At 70.6% G+C, this 19106-nt stretch carries 11 protein-coding genes; 5 read left to right on the top strand and 6 right to left on the bottom strand.

What is annotated here, in order from left to right:
* Nucleotides 1-45: 45 nt before the first annotated feature.
* The 3 genes from ACIQI8_RS27845 to ACIQI8_RS27835 are packed head-to-tail and all read left to right on the top strand — an operon-like array spanning nucleotide 46 to nucleotide 6823.
* A complete protein-coding gene (locus tag ACIQI8_RS27845) occupies nucleotides 46-1206 on the top strand; it encodes an AAA family ATPase (RefSeq protein ID WP_402355718.1) in 1161 nt (386 codons plus the stop codon).
* Nucleotides 1203-4808, top strand: coding sequence for a DUF5682 family protein (locus tag ACIQI8_RS27840; protein ID WP_402355715.1), 3606 nt, complete (start codon nucleotides 1203-1205; stop codon nucleotides 4806-4808). Before ACIQI8_RS27845 ends, ACIQI8_RS27840 begins: the two co-directional genes overlap by 4 nt.
* Nucleotides 4805-6823, top strand: a complete 2019-nt coding sequence (locus ACIQI8_RS27835) for a hypothetical protein (protein WP_402355712.1) — start codon at nucleotides 4805-4807, stop codon at nucleotides 6821-6823. The genes ACIQI8_RS27840 and ACIQI8_RS27835 overlap by 4 nt, the downstream gene beginning before the upstream one ends.
* A 106-nt stretch (nucleotides 6824-6929) precedes the next feature.
* On the opposite strand, the gene ACIQI8_RS27830 is transcribed toward ACIQI8_RS27835, so the two are convergent.
* Together ACIQI8_RS27830 and ACIQI8_RS27825 are read right to left on the bottom strand one after the other, a co-directional pair.
* Nucleotides 6930-7307: a fic family toxin-antitoxin system, toxin component gene (locus ACIQI8_RS27830; protein WP_402355710.1), complete on the bottom strand. Its 378-nt coding sequence runs from the start codon at nucleotides 7305-7307 to the stop codon at nucleotides 6930-6932.
* Entirely contained in the window at nucleotides 7307-7546 is a 240-nt protein-coding gene (locus tag ACIQI8_RS27825) for a hypothetical protein (protein WP_124004695.1), read from the bottom strand. Before ACIQI8_RS27825 ends, ACIQI8_RS27830 begins: the two co-directional genes overlap by 1 nt.
* 338 nt (nucleotides 7547-7884) lie before the next feature.
* On the opposite strand from ACIQI8_RS27825, the gene ACIQI8_RS27820 reads away from it, so the two are divergent.
* Complete coding sequence (locus ACIQI8_RS27820) at nucleotides 7885-11961, top strand: beta-galactosidase (RefSeq protein ID WP_402355708.1); 4077 nt, start codon at nucleotides 7885-7887, stop codon at nucleotides 11959-11961.
* A 52-nt stretch (nucleotides 11962-12013) separates the two neighbouring features.
* Here the strand turns inward: ACIQI8_RS27820 and ACIQI8_RS27815 are convergent, their stop codons facing one another.
* Both ACIQI8_RS27815 and ACIQI8_RS27810 read right to left on the bottom strand, forming a co-directional pair.
* Entirely contained in the window at nucleotides 12014-12631 is a 618-nt protein-coding gene (locus tag ACIQI8_RS27815) for a VOC family protein (RefSeq protein ID WP_402355706.1), read from the bottom strand.
* A gap of 258 nt (nucleotides 12632-12889) precedes the next feature.
* Nucleotides 12890-14212, bottom strand: coding sequence for a DEAD/DEAH box helicase (locus tag ACIQI8_RS27810; RefSeq protein ID WP_402355704.1), 1323 nt, complete (start codon nucleotides 14210-14212; stop codon nucleotides 12890-12892).
* 310 nt (nucleotides 14213-14522) lie between these two features.
* On the opposite strand from ACIQI8_RS27810, the gene ACIQI8_RS27805 reads away from it, so the two are divergent.
* The gene (locus ACIQI8_RS27805; protein WP_402355702.1) at nucleotides 14523-15521 is read left to right on the top strand and encodes a CHRD domain-containing protein; all 999 of its coding nucleotides are present in this window, start codon (nucleotides 14523-14525) and stop codon (nucleotides 15519-15521) included.
* A 152-nt stretch (nucleotides 15522-15673) separates the two neighbouring features.
* Here the strand turns inward: ACIQI8_RS27805 and ACIQI8_RS27800 are convergent, their stop codons facing one another.
* Complete coding sequence (locus ACIQI8_RS27800; protein ID WP_402355700.1) at nucleotides 15674-18040, bottom strand: glycosyl hydrolase family 95 catalytic domain-containing protein; 2367 nt, start codon at nucleotides 18038-18040, stop codon at nucleotides 15674-15676.
* A 194-nt stretch (nucleotides 18041-18234) separates the two neighbouring features.
* On the bottom strand, nucleotides 18235-19086 hold the full coding sequence (locus ACIQI8_RS27795) for a helix-turn-helix transcriptional regulator (protein ID WP_402355698.1): 852 nt from the start codon (nucleotides 19084-19086) through the stop codon (nucleotides 18235-18237).
* Between the last annotated feature and the right edge of the window lie 20 nt (nucleotides 19087-19106).

Here is a 19106-nt window from a genome sequence, read left to right as displayed (position 1 = left end):
CCCCGCCTCTCTGACGACGAACAGACCTACCCAGCAAGGACATTCATGACCCTCACCGACACGGCGACGGCCCTGCCGGACCGGCAGACCCTGCCCGCCGAAGAGCGCCACGCCACCGAACTCGCCTTCCTCGCCGCCCATGACGAAGGACCGCGTCCGCCCGGCTGGCTGCTGACGCCCCGCGCCGTCATCACCTTCGTCTGCGGCAGCGCCGGCGAAAAGCTGAAGCTGTCGAAGCCGCACGAGACGCTGCCCCGCGAACTCGTCATCGCCCCCAAGTTCGTCGGTGAACGCGCCCTGGTGGAGCGGTGCGTGGTCACGCTCGCCGGCGAACGGGGACTGCTGCTGGTCGGTGAGCCGGGCACGGCCAAGTCGATGCTCTCGGAGCTGCTGGCGGCGGCCGTCTGCGGCACCAGCGCGCTGACCGTGCAGGGCACCGCGGGCACCACCGAGGACGCCCTGCGCTACGGCTGGAACTACGCGCTCCTCCTCGCCCAAGGACCCACTCCCCAGGCGCTGGTGGACTCCCCCGTGCTCGCCGCGATGCGATCCGGACTGGTCGCGCGCGTCGAGGAGATCACCCGCTGTCTGCCCGAGGTGCAGGACGCGCTGGTGTCGATCCTCTCCGACCGCCGGATGAGCGTGCCCGAGCTGTCCGGCACGGACGACGCGCAGGTCGCCGCCGCCCCCGGCTTCACCGTCATCGCCACCGCCAACCTGCGCGACCGCGGGGTCTCGGAGATGTCCGCCGCGCTCAAGCGCCGCTTCAACTTCGAGACGGTGCACCCGATCTCGGACATCGACGCCGAGACCGCGCTCGTGAAACGCCAGGCCGTCGCGGCCGTCCAGCGGGCGGGTGCGGCCTTCGACGTCGACGACGCGGTGCTCGACGTGCTGGTGACCGTCTTCCGCGACCTGCGCGTCGGACGCTCGGCCGAGGGCTGGGACGTGGAGCGCCCCGGCACGGTGATGTCCACCGCGGAAGCGGTCCAGGTCGCCGTCTCCCTCGGGGTGGCCGCCGCCTACCTGCCCGCCGGTGACTCCCTCGACCTGGTGCCCGGCCATCTCCTGGGCGTGGTCCGCAAGGACGACCCCTCCGACCACGCACGCCTGCTGGGCTACTGGGACGGCCCGGTGCGTCGCCGCGCCGAGGACGGTTCGGCGACCTGGCGCCGCCTGTGGGACCTGCGGGAGAACCTTCGGTGACGCTCGCTCAGGAACCGAGGGCCGCGCTCGCCGCCCTCGCCGACTCCGCGCTGCCGTACCTGCTGGGCGTACGGCACCACAGCCCGGCGCTCGCCGCCGCGGTGCCCGCCCTGCTGGACGCGGCCGGCGCCGAGGTCGTGTGCGTGGAACTGCCGACGGACTTCCAGCCGTGGCTCACCCACCTCGGCGCACCCGGCACCCTCGCGCCGGTCGCCCTCGCGGGCGCCGGTGCGGACGGGCGGCTCGGCTTCTACCCCTTCGCCGACTTCTCGCCCGAACTCGCCGCGGTCCGCTGGGCGCGGGAGCGGGGCGTGGAGGTCGTCTGCTGCGATCTACCGATGGGCGATGCGGGATGGAGCGCGGAGCACTCTGCCGACCCTGGTGACACCCATGCCGATACGGCCGAGCAGCCGGCGCCCGTCTCCTTCGCGCAGGCGCTCACCGCGGCGGGGACCGGCCGTGAGGGTGACGACCTGTGGGACCGAAGCGTCGAGGTGCTCGCTCCCGGCTGCACCCCCGAGTCGCTGCGCCGCGCCGCCCTGGGCGTCGGTTGGGCGCTGCGACAGGACGCCGCGTCGTCGGGCGGCGTTCCCGCTGTGGACCTGGCTCGGGAAGCCCACATGCGGGAGACGATCGCCCTCGCGGCGGCCGGGGGGCGCAGGGTCGCTGCGGTGATCGGCGCGTTCCACGCGCCGGCGCTGGCCGATGCGGCGGACGGGCGCGAGCGGGCGTCGCAAGAGACGGGCGGTGGATCGGCATCGGCCGGATCGGTACTCCCTGAAAAACCGCCGACCGTCGTAACCTCCCTCGTCCCGTACGCCTTCGACCTTCTGGACTCCCGCTCCGGTTATCCGGCCGGGATCCGCGATCCGCGCTGGCAGCAAGCGGTGTTCCGCGCCGCGGGCGATCCCGACCTGCTGTACGACGCCGCTGCCCGGGCCGTCACGGGAGTCTGCCGAGAGTTGCGCACGGCCGGGCACACCGCAGGAACAGGTGAGGCCCGGGAGACGCTGCGCGTGGCCTGCGACCTCGCCCGGTTGCGCGGGCTCCCGGCACCGGGCCGGGGTGAAGTGCTGGAGGCCCTGACGTCCGTGATGGGCCAGGGCGAACCGCTCGGCCGGGGCCGGGCTCTCGCGCGGGCCCTGGAAGTGGTCCTGGTGGGTTCCGATCGCGGCCGTATCGCACCGGGCACCCCACGCTCCGGGCTCGGCCCGTCCGTCGAGGCCGAGCTCGCCGCCCTGCGCCTGCCCGGTCCCGACGAGCCCGCTCGGCGCGAACTGCGCCTCGACCCAATCCGCTCGGCCCTCGACAACAGGCGCGAGATCCTCCTTCGGCGCCTCGACGTGTGCGGGGTGGGATACGGCGAGGCCGTTGAGGTGTCCGGTACGGGCGACGGCGCCGCGCTCACCACCCGGTGGCGGTTGGCGTGGGTGCCGTCCGTGCCCGTCCGGCTCGACCTGGCCGGGGTGCGGGGCGTGACCGCCGCCCTGGCGGCCGAGGGAACGCTGCGGGAGACCTTCCGCAGGGAGTCGGCGGAGGGCGGACCCACCTGCGCACTGGTCCTGACGGGGCTTCGGGACGCCGCCCGCTGCGATCTGCCCGCCCTGGTCGCGCAACGGCTGGCCGAGGCCGCCGAGGTGCTGCCCGCCTCCGCGACGCTCCCCGAGATCCTGACCGGACTGGACCTGCTGGAGGCGCTGCGCCGGGGCCATCTTCCCGGGACCACGTCCGAGGGGCGCGAGGCGGCGGGCGTACTCGCCGCGGACCTTCTGGAATCGGCGGTACGGTCACTGCCAGGTCTGGCGGGGAGCGACGACCCGGAGGAGGCCGCCGCGCTCGTCGCCCTGGCCGCCCGCGCCGGTGAGCACCGCCTGGGACTCCGCATGGACGAGGCCCTTGACGGCCTCGCGCACACCGCCTCTCCTCTCGTCCAGGGAGCCGCCCTGGCCTGCCGGGTCCTGCTGGATCTGGACGACGCCGACACGCTCGGCGCGCGAGCCGCCGGGTGGATCGATACCGCCTCCGGCCCCGACGGTCGCCATGCGCTGGCTCGCAGACTCGCCGGACTGCTGACCGGGGCCGCACCGCTGCTCCAGTCGGCGCCGACCGCGCTGGACCCGTTGCTCGACCGGATCGACTCGCTCGGAGACCAGGCTTTCCTGGCTCGGTTGCCCGCCCTGCGCGGCGGCTTCGACACGCTCAGCCCGGCCGGCCGCGACCGTCTGCTGCACACGATCACGGACAGGCTGGGCAACCGCCTCGACCTGACGCTAACCGCCTCCCCGCGACTGCTGGCCCTGTGGACGGCGGCGGACGAGGCCGGCCGTGCGGCGGTGGAGTCTCTGCGGCCTGCGATCCCGCTGCCAGGGGCCGCCGATGCTCCGGCCTCGGAGAACGCCGAAGTTCCTGCCTCCGGGGCTGCCGAAGCACGACCGGTGCCGTCGCCGGACCCGTCCGACGCGGACGAGCCGACCGACGGCGTTCTCCGTCTCGCCCCCACGGACCGGTGGCGCCTGCTTCTGGGCCGCGAGAGTGACCAACTGCCGGCGCACGCCCGGCGTTACGCGCACGCGCTCGACGAGCTGTACGGCTCGGGTCGGGGCGAGGGCTCCTCGGAGCTGGGAGCGGACAATGGTCGCGGCGGGCAGGACACCTCGTTCCCGACCGCCCGCGAGTGGGCCGAGGAGCTCCAGGCACTGTTCGGCACGGAGGTGCGCGAAGAGGTGCTCGCCCGCGCCGCCGATCAGGGGCGCAGTGACGTACTGGCCGAGCTGGACCCCAAGTCCGTACGGCCCTCGGTCGATCTGCTGACCTCCGTGCTGTCGCTCGCGGGCGGGATGCCCGAGCAGCAACTGGCCCGGCTGCGCCCGCTAGTGCGCCGCCTTGTCGACGAGCTGGCCAAGGAACTGGCCACCCGGATGCGGCCCGCGTTGACAGGGCTGGCCACCCCTCGCCCGACTCGCCGTTCGGGAGGGCGGATCGACCTGCCGCGCACCCTGCGCGCGAACCTGGTGCACGCCCGCAAGAGGGCTGACGGCAGCACTCTGGTGGTGCCGGAACGGCCGGTGTTCAGCACCCGTTCGCGCAAGGAGGCGGACTGGCGGCTGATCCTGGTGGTCGACGTGTCCGGGTCGATGGAGGCCTCCGTGATCTGGTCGGCGCTGACCGCGGCCGTGCTGGGCGGAGTACCCACGCTCAGCACGCACTTCCTGGCCTTCTCCACCGACGTGATCGACCTGACGGACCGCGTCGACGATCCGCTGTCCCTGCTGCTGGAGGTGCGAGTGGGCGGCGGCACCCACATCGCGGCAGGTCTGGCCCACGCGCGCTCCCTGGTGACCGTACCCAGCCGGACCCTCGTGGTGGTGGTGAGCGACTTCGAGGAGGGTTACCCCTTGGGCGGACTCCTCGGCGAGGTACGGGCGTTGGCGAGTTCCGGGGTGCATCTGATGGGCTGCGCGGCTCTGGACGACACCGGCAACCCGCGCTACTCCGTGCCAGTGGCCCAGCAACTCGTCGCGGCCGGCATGCCCGTCGCCGCCCTCAGTCCTCTCGCCCTCGCCCGCTGGGTGGGCGAACGCCTCCGCGGAGAGACCCGATGAACCCCGAACTGCCCCCGGTGGCACCCGAGGTGGCCGCCGCTGCCGTGGAGGGTCTGACCTCCCGACTGCGCAAGAAGCTGGACGCCGCGATCGAGACGTACGTGTCCGCACCCGTCACCGTCGAGGGTGCCGTGCGCCGTGTGCGGTGCGGTGAGGACGCGGAGGTCGTCCTCACTCCCGGCCCTTCCGGAGCGGTCACGGACGCCGAACAGGCCGTGTGCAGTTGCCTGTTGTCCCCGAGGTGCCTGCATCGCGCGGCCGTACTCGGCGCGAGTCCGGTGGCGGACGCGGACACGATGGCCGATGTGGAGCCGGGCGCGTACGCCGAGACAGTGGGCGGCGCAGAGGCGGCGGCGGACAAGGACACGATGGCCGGCATGGCGACGGCGGACGTGAACGCGATGGCAGACGCGCACGCGACGGTCCAGGCGGCCGATATCGCCGGGAAAGGCATGCGGCCCGAACAGATCGCCGCCGACTCGGATCCCGTCTCGGCCGTCGCCGCCGTGCGCGGGCCGGGCATCGGCGAAGCCACGCAGTCGACAGGCCCTACGGACGCGCAACTGGCCGCGGCGCGCGCACTGTGGACCGCCGCGGCCGCGGTTCTTGCCGCTGGTGTACCCGCAGCCGGTGCGGTGGCACAGGCGGAAGTTCTGCGGGCCTCGCACACCGCACGGCTCGCCGGGTTGCACCGCGCCGAGGCGGCGGCGCTGCGGGTGGTCCGTGGGCTGCGGGGCGCGCGGTCCCGCCATGACGGCCACCGGCTGGCCGATCTTGTCGCCAACCTCCGTGAACTCCTGTTGACCACAGGCCTGTTGGCCGCAGCCGATGCGGCCCCGGCGCTGGTCGGCACCGCCCGCCGCAGCTACCGGCCCGAAGGTGCGCTGCGCGTGCACGGGGTGTGCCGGGAACCGGTGATCTCGGCGACAGGCTACGGCGGAGTGGTCACGCATCTCCTCTCCGACGACGGGCGCTGGTTCTCCGTCGCGGATGTGCGGCCGGGCGGTCCGGCCCGTGCGCGCGGTGCCGCGACGGCCACCGTCGCGCTCGGCTCGGGCAGCCTCGACCACGCCCAACTCTCCCGCGGCGGGCTGCTGATCTCGGGGGCGACCCTGTCCCCGGACGGCCGGCTCGGTGCCGGCAAGGGGGTCCGGGCCACACCGGTCGCGGGCCTGTCCTGGGCATCGGGGCCGATGGCCGCCCTGTTCACCCGGCCCCTTGCCGAGGCCGTCGCCGCCCGGCTCGGGAACGCTCCGGTGAACGACCCGGAAGGGGCCGAGCAGGCGGCCGGTGAACTGATCGGCTGTGATCTGGTCGTCGTCGGAGTGGTCGACCACCAGTTGCTGGCGCAGGAGTTGATCCCCGGCGGAGGTGACACCGACGGCCTCCTGATCCGGTTGCTGCCGTCCAACGGCCACCCCGACCTCGCCCACACCACGAACCTTCGCCGACTGGCATCGCGCCCCGGGCTGCGACTGCGTGTCGTCGGACGCCTGGACCCCGATCGCGCGGCCACGCTCCGGCCACTGGCCGTCGGCCCGCTGCCGGACGAGAGTACGGCGACCCTGCGGCTGCCGGCGGAGTGGTCGGGGCATGCCGATCTGGGCTACGACCGCCTCGAAGGCATCCACCTGCCACCCGCCGACGCGCTGCCGGAACCGGCTGGGCTGGTCCGGATCCCGTCGGACCCGGTGGCGGAGGCGCCGCTGTGGCGACTGCGGCGGCTGGTCGAAGTCGCCGTGTCGGGCGGTCGCAGGGCCGCTGCCGAACCCGCGCGCGACGGCGACCGGGCGGGGGCCGTCGCGGCACTGCGGCGGAGCGGTTTCCGGGCAGCCGCGGACCTGGCGCAATCCCTCACCGCGGAGGCGGACCGACGCGGCCGCGATGTCTTCGGCCGCACCGAGGAAGCCGATCCGGACGGGTACGCACGGGCCTGGCTCGCCGCGGCCGTCTATCTGGCCGGTACCGAACGGGCTCTGGTGCAGGCCACATGGCAGCGGTCGGACACCGCCTGACGGACATCGACGAGGCATTCAAGCGATCGCCTTCGCAGGCCGCGAACCCAGCGCCGGTCTGTGAAGGCGGACGGGCAGGTGCGAGTGGAGCCGCGTGCTTCGCGGTTCAGGTGGCGTGGGGCCAGGCCCGCAGCAGTGCGGTGATCCGGGCGGCGGTGCAGGCGGGGTCCCGCAGCAGGTCGCGCAGAGCGACGGCGTCCTCGCGGGTGGGCTTGACCTGGATTCCCGAGGCCTCCAGGTACATGACGCCCGTCGCTGCGGCCACGGCCATGTTGGAGCGCTCCAGCCAGCGGCAGCGCCCGAGGATGTGCACCAGCGCGGCGGCACGGGCGTAAGGCCCGTCGTACACAGGCGTGTCCAGCAGGTCGGCGCGGTGGCAGGCGACGGCGGCGACCGGCACTCCGTAGTCGTCAGGAGCCGGGTCTGCCGCGCCCGCGATCTCCGCGACCTGAAGGATCCAGGGGACGTCGATGTGCAGTTCCATCAGGCGGCGTGCGCCCCCGAGGAGCGGCGGTCGGCGTCCTCGGCTTCGTCGAACACCGCCTGGTGCTCGTCCAGGAATCGCTGTGCCGCGTCCAGGCCCCGCTGCCGCAGCCCGCCGACGTCTTCCCGTACGAGCGCGGCGATGTAGTCACCGACGCTCATTCCGCGATCCCGGGCCCTGGCCGTGGCCAGTTCCGCGATCTCGTCGTCGACCCGCCAGCCCTTCTGCGTCTTCGCCATGCGCCGATGGTAACAGCTGGTACCAGCAAGCGGCCGGGCACCGGTCCCGAGTTGCCGTCCGCTCAACACCCCCCGCATATCCCCTGCCACCTCGGCCATCGCCTCTGTCACCTCGGCCATCGCCTCTGTCACCTCGACCGTCTCCTCCCGCCCCATTGTGTTGAGCCGTGTGCCCCTTTACTGTTCGGCTTTGCCTGAGTCTGTTCGATGCTGATCGCTCAGGGGCTATGGAGGCCGCAGTGCGGAGTCATGGGATCGGATCGGAAACTGCGAGACCCGGCCGCCGGTGGTGGAGGGCAGCCCTGGCCGTTGCCGCGACCATCGCCCTGGCAGCGGGCATGACCGCGCCCGCCGCGGCCAGGGACGTCGGCACCCAGTCACCACCCGGCACCGCAGCCGCCGCCGGTGCGCGGGCGCACACGGTGACACTCGACGGCTACTCGTTTCTCGTCGACGGCAAGCGCACCTATCTGTGGTCCGGCGAGTTCCACTACTTCCGGCTCCCGAGCCAGGATCTGTGGCGCGACATCTTCCAGAAGATGAAGGCGGCCGGGTTCAACTCCACCTCGCTGTACTTCGACTGGGGATACCACTCGCCGAAGCCGGGGGTGTACGACTTCACCGGGGTGCGGGACGTCGACAAGCTGCTCGACATGGCCGAGGAGGCCGGCCTCTACGTCATCGCGCGCCCGGCGCCGTACATCAACGCGGAGGTCGACAGCGGTGGTCTGCCCGGCTGGCTGACCACCAAGGCGGAGAACAACCGAAGTGACGACCCGAGGTTCCTGAAGTACGCGGACGAGTGGCTGACGCAGATCGACCGGATCATCGCCCGCCACCAACTCTCCAACGGCACCGGATCGGTGATCGCCTACCAGGTCGAGAACGAGTACTACAACGGCTCGGCCGCGGCGCGCTCTTACATGCAGCACCTGGAGGACAAGGCTCACGCCGACGGCATCACGGTCCCGCTGACCGGCAACAACAACGGCACCTTCAACTCCGGTACCGGCGCCCTGGATGTCGACGGCCCGGACTCCTACCCGCAGGGCTTCGACTGCTCCAATCCCTCGAAGTGGAACGGCGTCCCCGACATCAGCTACGACCACCCGGCCGGAAAGCCGCTGTACTCACCGGAGTTCCAGGGCGGCGCCTTCGACCCCTGGGGCGGACCGGGCTACGACAAGTGCGCCCAGCTGATCAACGACCGGTTCGCCAACGTGTTCTACAAGCAGAACATCGCCGTCGGCGCGACCGCGCAGAGCTTCTACATGACCTACGGCGGCACCAATTGGGGCTGGCTGGGCATGCCGCAGAACTACACGTCGTACGACTACGGGGCAGCGATCCGTGAGACCCGCCAGCTCGATCCGAAGTACGACGAGGACAAACTCATCGGGTACTTCACGCAATCCGTCGCCCCGCTGACCAAGACCGAGGCGATCAGGGCCACCCCGCCGGACGACTCGGCGGTGGTCGACACCGCCCGGATGAACCCCGACACCAAGACACAGTTCCACGTCCTGCGGCACGGCGACTCCACCTCCACGTCCGTCGACAGGACACACATCTCCCTGGACTTCAACGCCCAGCCGGCCGCGGACACCACCTACACCTGGGACGACCCCGACTCGGCGTTGCAGTACGCCGGTTCGTGGTCGCACGTGGCCGACACGAGCTACACCGGCGGCGACTACAAGCACACCGAGTCGTTCTCCAACAAGGCCGGTGACTCGCTCACCGTCCCCTTCGACGGCACCGCGATCCGCTGGATCGGCTCGAAGACGAACAACCACGGCTACGCCGACATCTACCTCGACGGCACCAAGGTGGCGACGGTCGACGACTCCGGCAGCGAGAACCAGGCGGTGCTCTTCCAGAAGACCGGCCTGGCACCCGGCCCACACACGCTGAAGATCGTCGTCAACGGAAACCACAGCTCGGGGTCCACGGACAACTTCGTGGCCATCGACGCCATCGACGTACCTACGGGCGACTCCGCCGCGGAGCCGACCTATCCGGTCGTGCCGCAGCAACCGGGCACGGCGATCACGCTCGACGGACGCGACTCGCACGTGATCGTGGCGAACTACCGGCTCGGGGAGGCGCAGTTGCAGTACTCGACCTCCGAGCTCATGACCGACGCGACGATCGGTGACCGGGACGTCGCCGTGCTCTACGGCGACGAGGGCAGCGACGGCGAGACCGTCCTGCACTACGCCTCCAAGCCCACCGTGACCGCCAACAGCGGTTCCGTCACGACCACTTGGGACGCTGCCACCGGAGACCTGCGGCTCAACTACACGCACAAGGACCTCATTCGCGTCAGCATCAGCGGCGGCGGAAAGCGCCCGCTGCTCCTGCTCGTGGGCGACAAGGCCACGGCCAAGACCTTCTGGCGCCAGGACACCGCGTCCGGCCCGGTGATCGTGCGCGGCACCCACCTGCTGCGGACGGCGACCAGCAGGGACGGCGGCCACACCGTGGCCCTGACCGGCGACAACGCGGACGACAAGAACATCGAGGTGTTCACCTCCGCCGCCCATGTCATCTGGAACGGCCGGGGACTGGACACCAAGGCGACCGCCACGGGGAGCCTGACCGGCGCCATCCCGGTCGCCGCCCCGATCCGCCTGCCGGCCCTGACGAACTGGAAACACGCCGAGGAATCCCCCGAAGCGGCTCCCGGATTCGACGACTCCAGCTGGCAGGTGGCCGACAGGACCACCACCAACAGCGTCTCCGGCGTCAACTCACTGCCCGTGCTGTACGCCGACGACTACGGCTTCCACACCGGGAACACCTGGTACCGCGGCCGCTTCCACTCCACCGGCAAAGAGGCCGGCATCCACCTGGTCTCGGACTCCGGCGGAGGTGCGCAGGCGTTCTCCGTCTGGCTCAACGGCGCCTTCCTGGGCAGCTCCACCACAGGCGGCGGCGACTTCGCCTTCCCCGCCGGTGCGGTGAAGTCCCAGGGTGACAACGTCATTTCCGTGCTCACCGTGAACATGGGGCACGAGGAGGACTACAACTCGACCAACGGCAACAAGACCGCGCGTGGTCTGACCAGCGCCTCCCTCGTCGGAGCGCCACTGACCTCCGTCACCTGGCGGCTGCAGGGCGTGCGGGGCGGCGAGGACTTGCAGGACACCGTGCGCGGACCGCTCTCGACGGGCGGCCTGTACGGCGAACGCGCCGGCTGGTCGCTGCCCGGCTACCCGGACGGCAGCTGGAACCGGGTGTCCCTGCCGACCACCGACACCCGCCCCGGGGTCTCCTGGTACCGCACCGACGCCGAACTGGCCCTGCCACGCGGCCAGGACACCTCACTCGGCCTGACCTTCACCGACGACCCGTCCCGCAAGTACCGCGCCACGATCTTCGTGAACGGCTGGCAGGTCGGCAACTACGTCAACTACCTCGGCCCGCAGCACACCTTCCCGGTTCCCAACGGCATCCTCGACCCGAACGGTCACAACAGCATCGCCATCGCCGTCTCGAACCTCGACGGCAGCACCGGCGGACTCGGCAAGGTCTCGCTCACCGACTACGGCAGCTACGCCTCCTCCCTCCGCGTCGTCCAGAACGACAGCCCCCGCTACGACCCACGGACGTACGCGATGCCGAAGCGTCCGGGAGCGGACGTCACCCTGAACGCGCCGGACACCGCGCAGCCGGATCAGGCGTTCACGGCCCGCACGACCGTGGCGGTGCCGAAGAACCGACCGTCCGTCACCGAATTGACGGCCACCCTCGCCGCGCCCGACGGCTGGACCGTGACGGCCACGAGCCCCACGTCGGTCAAGCGGATCCGACCCGGCACCTCGGCCACCTTCACCTGGAAGGTGCAGCCACCGTCCGGGACGCTGCCCTCCGCCACACCGCTCACCACCACGGCGCGCTACCGCCAGAGCGGACGGCACGTCACCGGCGGCGACGAACGTATCGTCCGCGGAATCCCACCGGCTCCGCCGACCGGCAAGAGCGCCGTGAGCGACCTGACGTTCCTGTCGTCGACCAACGGCTGGGGCCCGGTGGAACGTGACAGCAGCGTCGGCGAACAGGCGGCGGGCGACGGCCGCCCGATCACCATCGCCGGCGCCGGCTACGCCAAGGGCCTGGGCACCAACTCGGTCAGCGACGTCGAGCTCTATCTCGCCGGCACATGCTCCAGGTTGACGGCGGACGTCGGCGTCGACGACGAGACGGGTGGCGCGGGAACGGTGACGTTCTCCGTCATCGCCGACGGCAAGACCTTGGTCACCACGCCGACGATCCGCGGCAAACAGGCGGCCCTACCGATCGACGTCGACGTCACCGGCGCCCAGGTGATCGACCTCAAGGTCGGTGACGCGGGCGACGGGAACGGCAGCGACCACGGCGACTGGGGGACGCCGACACTGACCTGCGGCTGAGGCGCGCGGTACGTGAACTCGTCCAGGATTCACCGACGGTCATCTGCCGCGTTCAGGAGGGCAGTTCGGCTCCGGACTGCTCGCGGACCATGTACTGCGCGTACCAGTCCGGCCAGTCGGGGTCCTCAGCGCCGATCCGCGCCTCGTGCTCGCCGTGTGCCGCTGCGGCGCGGCGCAGAGCGTCCGCCAGGTCCTCCGCCGAGGCGAATGTCGTGGTCGTTGGATCCAGGCGTCCCGGCAGCCGGTTGGTGATCTCCTGAAGGACCCAGCCGTTGCCGTCCGGATCGTCGAACGACAGAAAGGAGCCGTAGCTGCTGCGCCGCGGATCCGGGCCCGGCACCCGCGCGTCGGTGCCGGCGTGGTGGAAGACGCCGCCGGCGTCGTGGAAGATCTCGCTCGGCTCGGCGCCCAGTCGTTTCAGCTCGCCCTGCGCGGCGGTGATGTCATCGACGATCAGGTGCAGGCCCTGCGCCGACCCCGGTGTCTGGGAGGTGACCGAGGTGCCGAAGATGACCGACGCCGACGAGCCCGGTGGCGTGACCTGCACCACCCGGAAGTTCTCGTCGGTGGCCACGTCCGCGTCGAGCCTCCAGCCCAATTGGGTGTAGAAGCTCTTGGCCCGGTCGACGTCGGACACCGGGACCACGACGACTTCGAGTTTCATGTCCATGGCGATTACCTCCTGCAGTCGTACAAGAGCCGACGCAACGAGCCTGGCACGCCCGGGCGCGGGGCGCGCCCGGGAATCTCCTCGATCGTGGGACCAATTCCGGCCGAGCCATTCCCTCCACTCCCACCACCTGACGCCTGTCGACCACCATCCACGACCGCGCCCACGCTGCACGGCGGCGGAGACCGCAGGCGCGGACCGGGATCACTCCCGGTCCGCGCCTGTGATCCGACGAGTCAGCGGCCCTTGCGCGACGGTTCAGCGGCCCTTGCGGACCCGTGCCGCCGCGCGGGCTTCCGCCGTTTTCCGGGCCTCGGCAGCCTTGCGGGACTCCTTGGCGGGGCGGCCCGGACGGGTGCCCATGCCGCGGAAGGGAGCGTTGCCGCCACTGGGCTTCGTCTCGGTCGGCGGGCGCTTCGCGCCGGTGAGGGCGGTCAGCTTCGCCTCGCCCGAGCGCACCTGGGTGGTGGTCGGGCGGATACCTGCCTCGGACATCATCCGGTTCACATCGCGCCGCTGGTTGGGGGTGACCAGGGTGACCACCCGCCCGGACTCCCCTGCGCGCGCCGTCCGCCCGGCCCGGTGCAGGTAGTCCTTGCCGTCGGCCGGCGGGTCGACGTTGACGACGAGGTCGAGCGCGTCGATGTGGATGCCCCGGGCGGCGACGTTGGTGGCCACCAGCACGGTGACCTCTCCGTCCTTGAACTGGGCGAGCGTGTGCGTGCGTTGGGGCTGCGACTTCCCGCTGTGCAGGGCGGAGGCCCGTACGCCGCTGGCCCGCAGGTGCCGGGCGAACTGGTCCACGCCGGCCTTGGTGTCCAGGAACATCAGCACCTGGCCGTCCCGGGCGGCGATCTCGGTCGCGGTCGCGTACTTGTCGGCGGCGTGGATGTTCAGCACGTGGTGTTCCATCGTCGTGACCGAGCCCGCCGCCCGGTCGACCGACGCGACAACAGGGTCGTGGAGGTAGTCCCGCACCAGCCGGTCCACATCGCGGTCGAGCGTGGCCGAGAACAGCAGCCGCTGCCCGTCGGAGGGGACCTGGTCCAGGAGTTCCGAGACCTGCGGCAGAAACCCGAGGTCGCACATCTGGTCCGCCTCGTCCAGCACCGTGATCCGCACCTGGTTCAGGTGACAGTCCCGGCGCGACACCAGGTCGGTCAGCCGTCCGGGCGTCGCGATCACCACCTCGGCGCCGGTCTTCAGCTGCGCCGACTGCCGGTTGATCGACAGGCCGCCGACCACCGTGGCCAGCCGCACCCCCGTCGTCCGGGCATACGGCGCCAGCGCGTCGCTGACCTGCTGGGCGAGCTCCCTGGTCGGCACCAGGACCAGTGCGAGCGGCCGCTTCGACTCCGCTCGCCTGCCCGCGGTCCGCACGAGCAGCGCAAGCCCGAAGGCCAGTGTCTTGCCGGAACCGGTCCGCGCCCGGCCGAGCACGTCCCGGCCGGCCAGCGCGTCGGGCAGGGTCGCCGCCTGGATCGGGAAGGGCTCCGTCACTCCGAGGCCGTTCATCGTGTCGACCAGCTCGGGCGGCAGCCCGAGCGTGGCGAAGGATGCGACGGGCGGCTGCGCGTTCATGGAGAACCTTCCTCGGTCTGATGCCCTCCAACGCGCCGGGGCCCGTACCCCTTGGTACGGGCCCCGGCGGCGTCGAAGCGTCCGCCCATTTTACCAGCGGCACTCGGGACGCCCGCCGCTCGGACGCCGTGCAGGAGGCACCGGTCGGTGTGCGTCGTAATGTCAAGATCGTGTCCGCAGTGATCCCGTCTCTTCTCAGGGATGTCTCAGGAGTGTCATGTGCTGAGGGATCGTCCCAAGGGGGCCCGTGATGGAGGAGGAACGACCGCGGGCCAGCCGCGGATCGGCTATCACGGGGAGAACGAGATCCATGATGATCAAGCGAGTCGGGACCATCGCCGCGGCCGCGATCACCGGCACCCTGGTTCTGACGGCCTGCAATGGCGCGGACGGCGCGGCACACGCCAACGTCTCGCCTCCGGCGGCAGGCGCGACGCAGGCCGCGGGTGCCATCGGCCGCTACTCCGAGAACAAGCCGGGGGCGATGTACTTCACCTCGATCCTCACCGGTGACAACGAGGTGCCCGTCAAGGGCAAGCCGGCGGTGGGTGACAAGGACGGCAGCGCGGTGGCCCTCATGCGCGTCCAGGGCGACGAGGTGTCCTTCGCGTTCGCGTGGACCGGTACCGGGACCCCGACCATGGCCCACCTCCACCAGGGTGCACGGGGCACCAACGGTGACGTGAAGATCCCGTTCTTCATGGAGAAGCTCAAGGGCGGCACGCCGTTCGTGTTCGGCAGTGTGAAGGTCGAGGATGCCGATCTGCTGCGCAGCATCAAGGCCCATCCCGACCAGTTCTACTTCAACCTGCACACCGCCGAGTTCCCGGGCGGCGCGGTCCGCGGACAGGCCATCGCGCTGCCGGGCGCCGTCTCCCTGCCGAACGCCATCCGGCACTCCGCCCTGGCCGGCGTGGTCAAGGGGGCGCAGATCTACGCCTGCACGAAGCAGGAGGACGGTTCCTACGCCTTCACCCAGGACAACGTCGACGCCACGCTCCAGGGCGACATCCAGCACAGCTTCGCCAAGCACGGCCCCGCCGGCCCGCCGCAGTGGATCGCCCCCGACGGCTCCTCGGTGACGGGCTCGGTCCTCAACAAGTTCGACAACGGCACGGGGAACATCCCCCAACTCCTGCTCCGCGCCCAGCAGACCGGCAGGAGTGAGGGACTCCTGTCCAAGACAACCTCGGTCCTGCGCCTCAACACTGTCGGCGGCGTCGCGCCGGCCGGCACCTGCGACCCGGCCACGCAGCCCACCGCCCGCGTCCCCTACACGGCGGACTACCTGTTCCTCGCCGTCAAGTAGGACGCGGCGAACCGTCCGGCCCGAACACCACCCGGCGATGCGAGTCCTCCGCGGACTCGCATCGCCTGGTGTTTCGCCTCGGTCCCCTCAGGTGCCGAAGTACATCCTTGTCAGCCACGGGACATCGCTCCGCCGTCGGATGCCGCGGCCGCTCAGGGCAGATCGACCTTGACGGACCTGCCGGGCTTGAGGGAGATCTTCTTGCGGATCTTCCCGGCGCGCAGTTCCGTCTCCGTCCCTCCGACGCTCCGGACCGTCACCGCGGTCGCCTTGCCGTCCCTCCAGGAGAAGTCGACCGTGAATCCGCCGCGGGCACCCAATCCGGTGACGGAACCCTTCGCCGACCAGGCTTCGGGGAGCGCCGGAAGCAGTTCGATGACTCCGGGCCTCGAATAGAGAATCATCTCCAGTGCCGCGGCCGGGCCACCCAGGTTGGCATCGATCTGGAAGATCGTGTAGCTGCCCTGGCTGTACATGTCGAACCAGTTCGCCGACGTCCCGTTGCCGTTGTTCATCGAAGGGCGCAGCACGGTGAGATAGAGCTGGTAGGCCTTCTCGGCGTCCTTGAGCCGCGACCAGCACAGCGATCGCCAGGCGCAGGCCCAGCCGAAGCTGTCCATTCCTCTGGCTGTGAGCAGTGCACGTACGCCGTCCACCAGTTCACGCGGACTGGTGTCGACGGAGATCCGGTCGCCGGGGAAGAATCCGATGAGGGGCGAGAGGTGACGGTGGGTGGTCTCGCCGAGGTTGTCGGGACTCATCCACTCCTCGAGCCAACCGGTTTTCGGGCTGACCTGGGGAAGGTAGAGCTTGGCCTGCATCGCTTCCAGCTCGGCGGCGAGGTCGGCGTCGCGCTTCAGGACGCGGGCGGCGACGGCGAGTTCCCGGAAGAGTTCCCACGCGAGTTCCTGCGCGTAGGTGTTTCCCTTGCCGTCCGGTCCGTGCTCAGGCGACCAGGAGGTGTCGTCGATCAGGACCTCGCGGGACGAACCGTCCGGGTCGGTCACCTTGGTGGTGATCAGCCGCGCCTTCCAGAACTCGGCCGCTCCCTTCAGCACCGGATAGATCGTCTCCAGGTACTCACGGTCCTGGGAGTACTCGTAGTGCCGCCACAGGGTGGCGCAGAGCCAGGCATTGCCCGAGGGGTGCCAGGCCCAACCGCTGCCGCCGTAGATGTTGGTGGAGAAGGCGATGGCCCAACCGGCCACCTTGCCGGTGCTGTTGCGGAAGCGGTTGTCAGGGCTGTTGAAGAGCCGCCCGGTCACGTCGGTCCAGACCGGCAACTGCGACCGGCAGTAGCGGGCGAGGGCGTGCGCGTTGTCGCCCAGGCCGCCGGGGTCGGCCAGCCAGTAGTTCATCTGCACGTTGATGTCGGTGTGGTAATCGGCGTACCAGTCAGGGTTGTTGTTGTGGATCCACAGTCCCTGGAGGTTCATGGGCAACCAGTCCCTGGACCCGGTGATGGTCAGGTAGCGGCCGTACTGGACGTAGGCGGCCTCCAGCTCCGGGTCGGGGGTGGAGGCGTCGGTGTATCTGACGGCGATGCGCGACCACGAGTCCAACGACCGCTGCACCGCCGAGGATCTGCCGAGATCGATGGTGAAACGGTCGTAGAGGCGCTGGTAGTCGGCCACATGAGTCGCGAGCAGGGCGGTGCCGGAGACCTTCGCCGCGGCGGCGGTCTTCGTACGGGCCACCGTGAGCGGGACCATGGACGCGTCCCGGAAGTCCTTGCCCGCGTCGGGCGAGTAGTCGGTACCCGCGCAGACGGCTATCAGCAGTTCGCGGCACCCGGAGAAGGACAGCTTTCCGTCCTTCGCCTTGATGGTTCCCGTGCTGCTGACGGCGGTGACCGAAGCCGCGTACCGCAGGCCGTTCTTGAGGGTCGCGGCGAACGAGAGCTGTTTCCCGTCCGCCGAGGTGTCCTCGCCGTGCGTGCCTTCCAGCGAGATCACACCGGTGTGGGTGCCGCCTCCGGTGAGTCGGACCACGATCACGTCGTCCGGGTGACTGGCATAGATCTCCCGGCGGAAGGAGGCTCCGCGGTGCTGATAGCTCGCCGACACCACGCCGTTGCTCAGGTCGAGACTGCGTCTGTATCCGCTGGTCTCCTGGGCGGTGTGGCCCGGCAGGGTGACCCGGAGTTTGGCCAGCAGGCCGAAACTGCCGAAGTCGTCGGCGCCGTAGGGAAGTTGTCCGTCACTGGTGGGGGTGTCGTTGCGTCCGCCCGTCCAGAAGGAACCGTCCGTGATGTAGAGGAAGTCATCCGCGGGGTCGCAGCCGACCAGGGCGCCCATCCTGCCGTTGCCCACGGGAAGCGCCTCTTGGATGATGCGCGACTCGTCGGCCGGCTTCCGGTACCAGAGGGTGGTGGCCTCGTTCTCCGGAACGATGTTCGCGTGAGCAGGGCGAGCGGGGTCGGCGTGCGCCATGAACGGGGGCAGGCCGCTGAAAGCGGCGAGACCACCTCCGGCGACACCGGTCAGACGAAGGAAGTCACGGCGGGAGGAAGGGCGCACTGCGGGTCTCCTCGGGTGAGGCGGTCGAGATTAATTCGTAAATTAGTGAGACGCCGAGGAGGTAGGCAATGGGCAGGCACGCAAAAGATCCGACCTTTGAGGGGCACATGCGAGCGCGTAAGAGGGCATACGCGAATATGTCCGGCTAGTTGTCGGATGAATGGACGCCGACGATCGTCGAGACGGCTCCGCACTCACCGAATCGCGGGCGCACTCCAACTGGCGAGCAGCGCCAGGGTCTGGGCGGAGGCAGAGCCGGGTTCGGCTGTGTACAGACACATGGTCTGATCCGGGTCGGACGCGAAGTTCAGCGCTTCGTGGTGCACGGTCAGGTCCCCGACCACGGGATGGTGGAGCCGCTGGGCGCCGTGGCTGCAGTCGTCCAGTTGGTGCCCCGCCCACCAGCCGTTGAACTCCGGGACCTTGACGCACGCTTCGCCGATGAGTTCGTTGAGCCGGGTGTCGTCGGGATGGCGCCCGGAGGACAGGCGGAGGTTGGCCACGATGATCCGCGCGATCGCCTCCCAGTCGTCGTACAGCTCCTTCGCGGCGGGAGAGAAGAGCACGAAGCGCGCGAAGTTGCGCTCCCGGGTCGCCAGCGCGTCGAAATCCGTGATGAGGGCCCGGGCCAGGTAGTTCGAGGCCAGCACGTCCAGGCGATGGTTGACGACGAAGGCCGGTGAGACGCTGCCCAGCACCTCCAGCATCTGATGGACCTCCGGCCGCACCCGCTCCGGGCGTGTGCGTTCCCGCGAAGGGTGGGTGACCCGCGGGCGCGCGATGTGGAAGAGGTAGTCGCGCTCGACCGGGCCCAGGCGCAGGGCGCGGGCCACGCCGTCGAGCACGCTCTCGGACACACGGGGATGCCGCCCCTGTTCCATACGGGTGTAGTAGTCCGTGCTCACGTCGGCCAGACGGGCCACCTCCTCGCGGCGCAGACCCGGCACCCGGCGGCCCCGGCCGCTCGTCCCCACTCCGACCGACTCGGGAGTCAGGCGTGCCCGGCGAGAACGGAGGAACTCCCCCAGCTCGGTGTTCTGGTCCATACACCCATTGTGTCCCCGTC

Source organism: Streptomyces sp. NPDC092369, assembly GCF_044755245.1.
In the GTDB taxonomy this organism is placed as follows: domain Bacteria; phylum Actinomycetota; class Actinomycetes; order Streptomycetales; family Streptomycetaceae; genus Streptomyces.
This window is presented reverse-complemented; position numbering and strand designations above follow the sequence as displayed.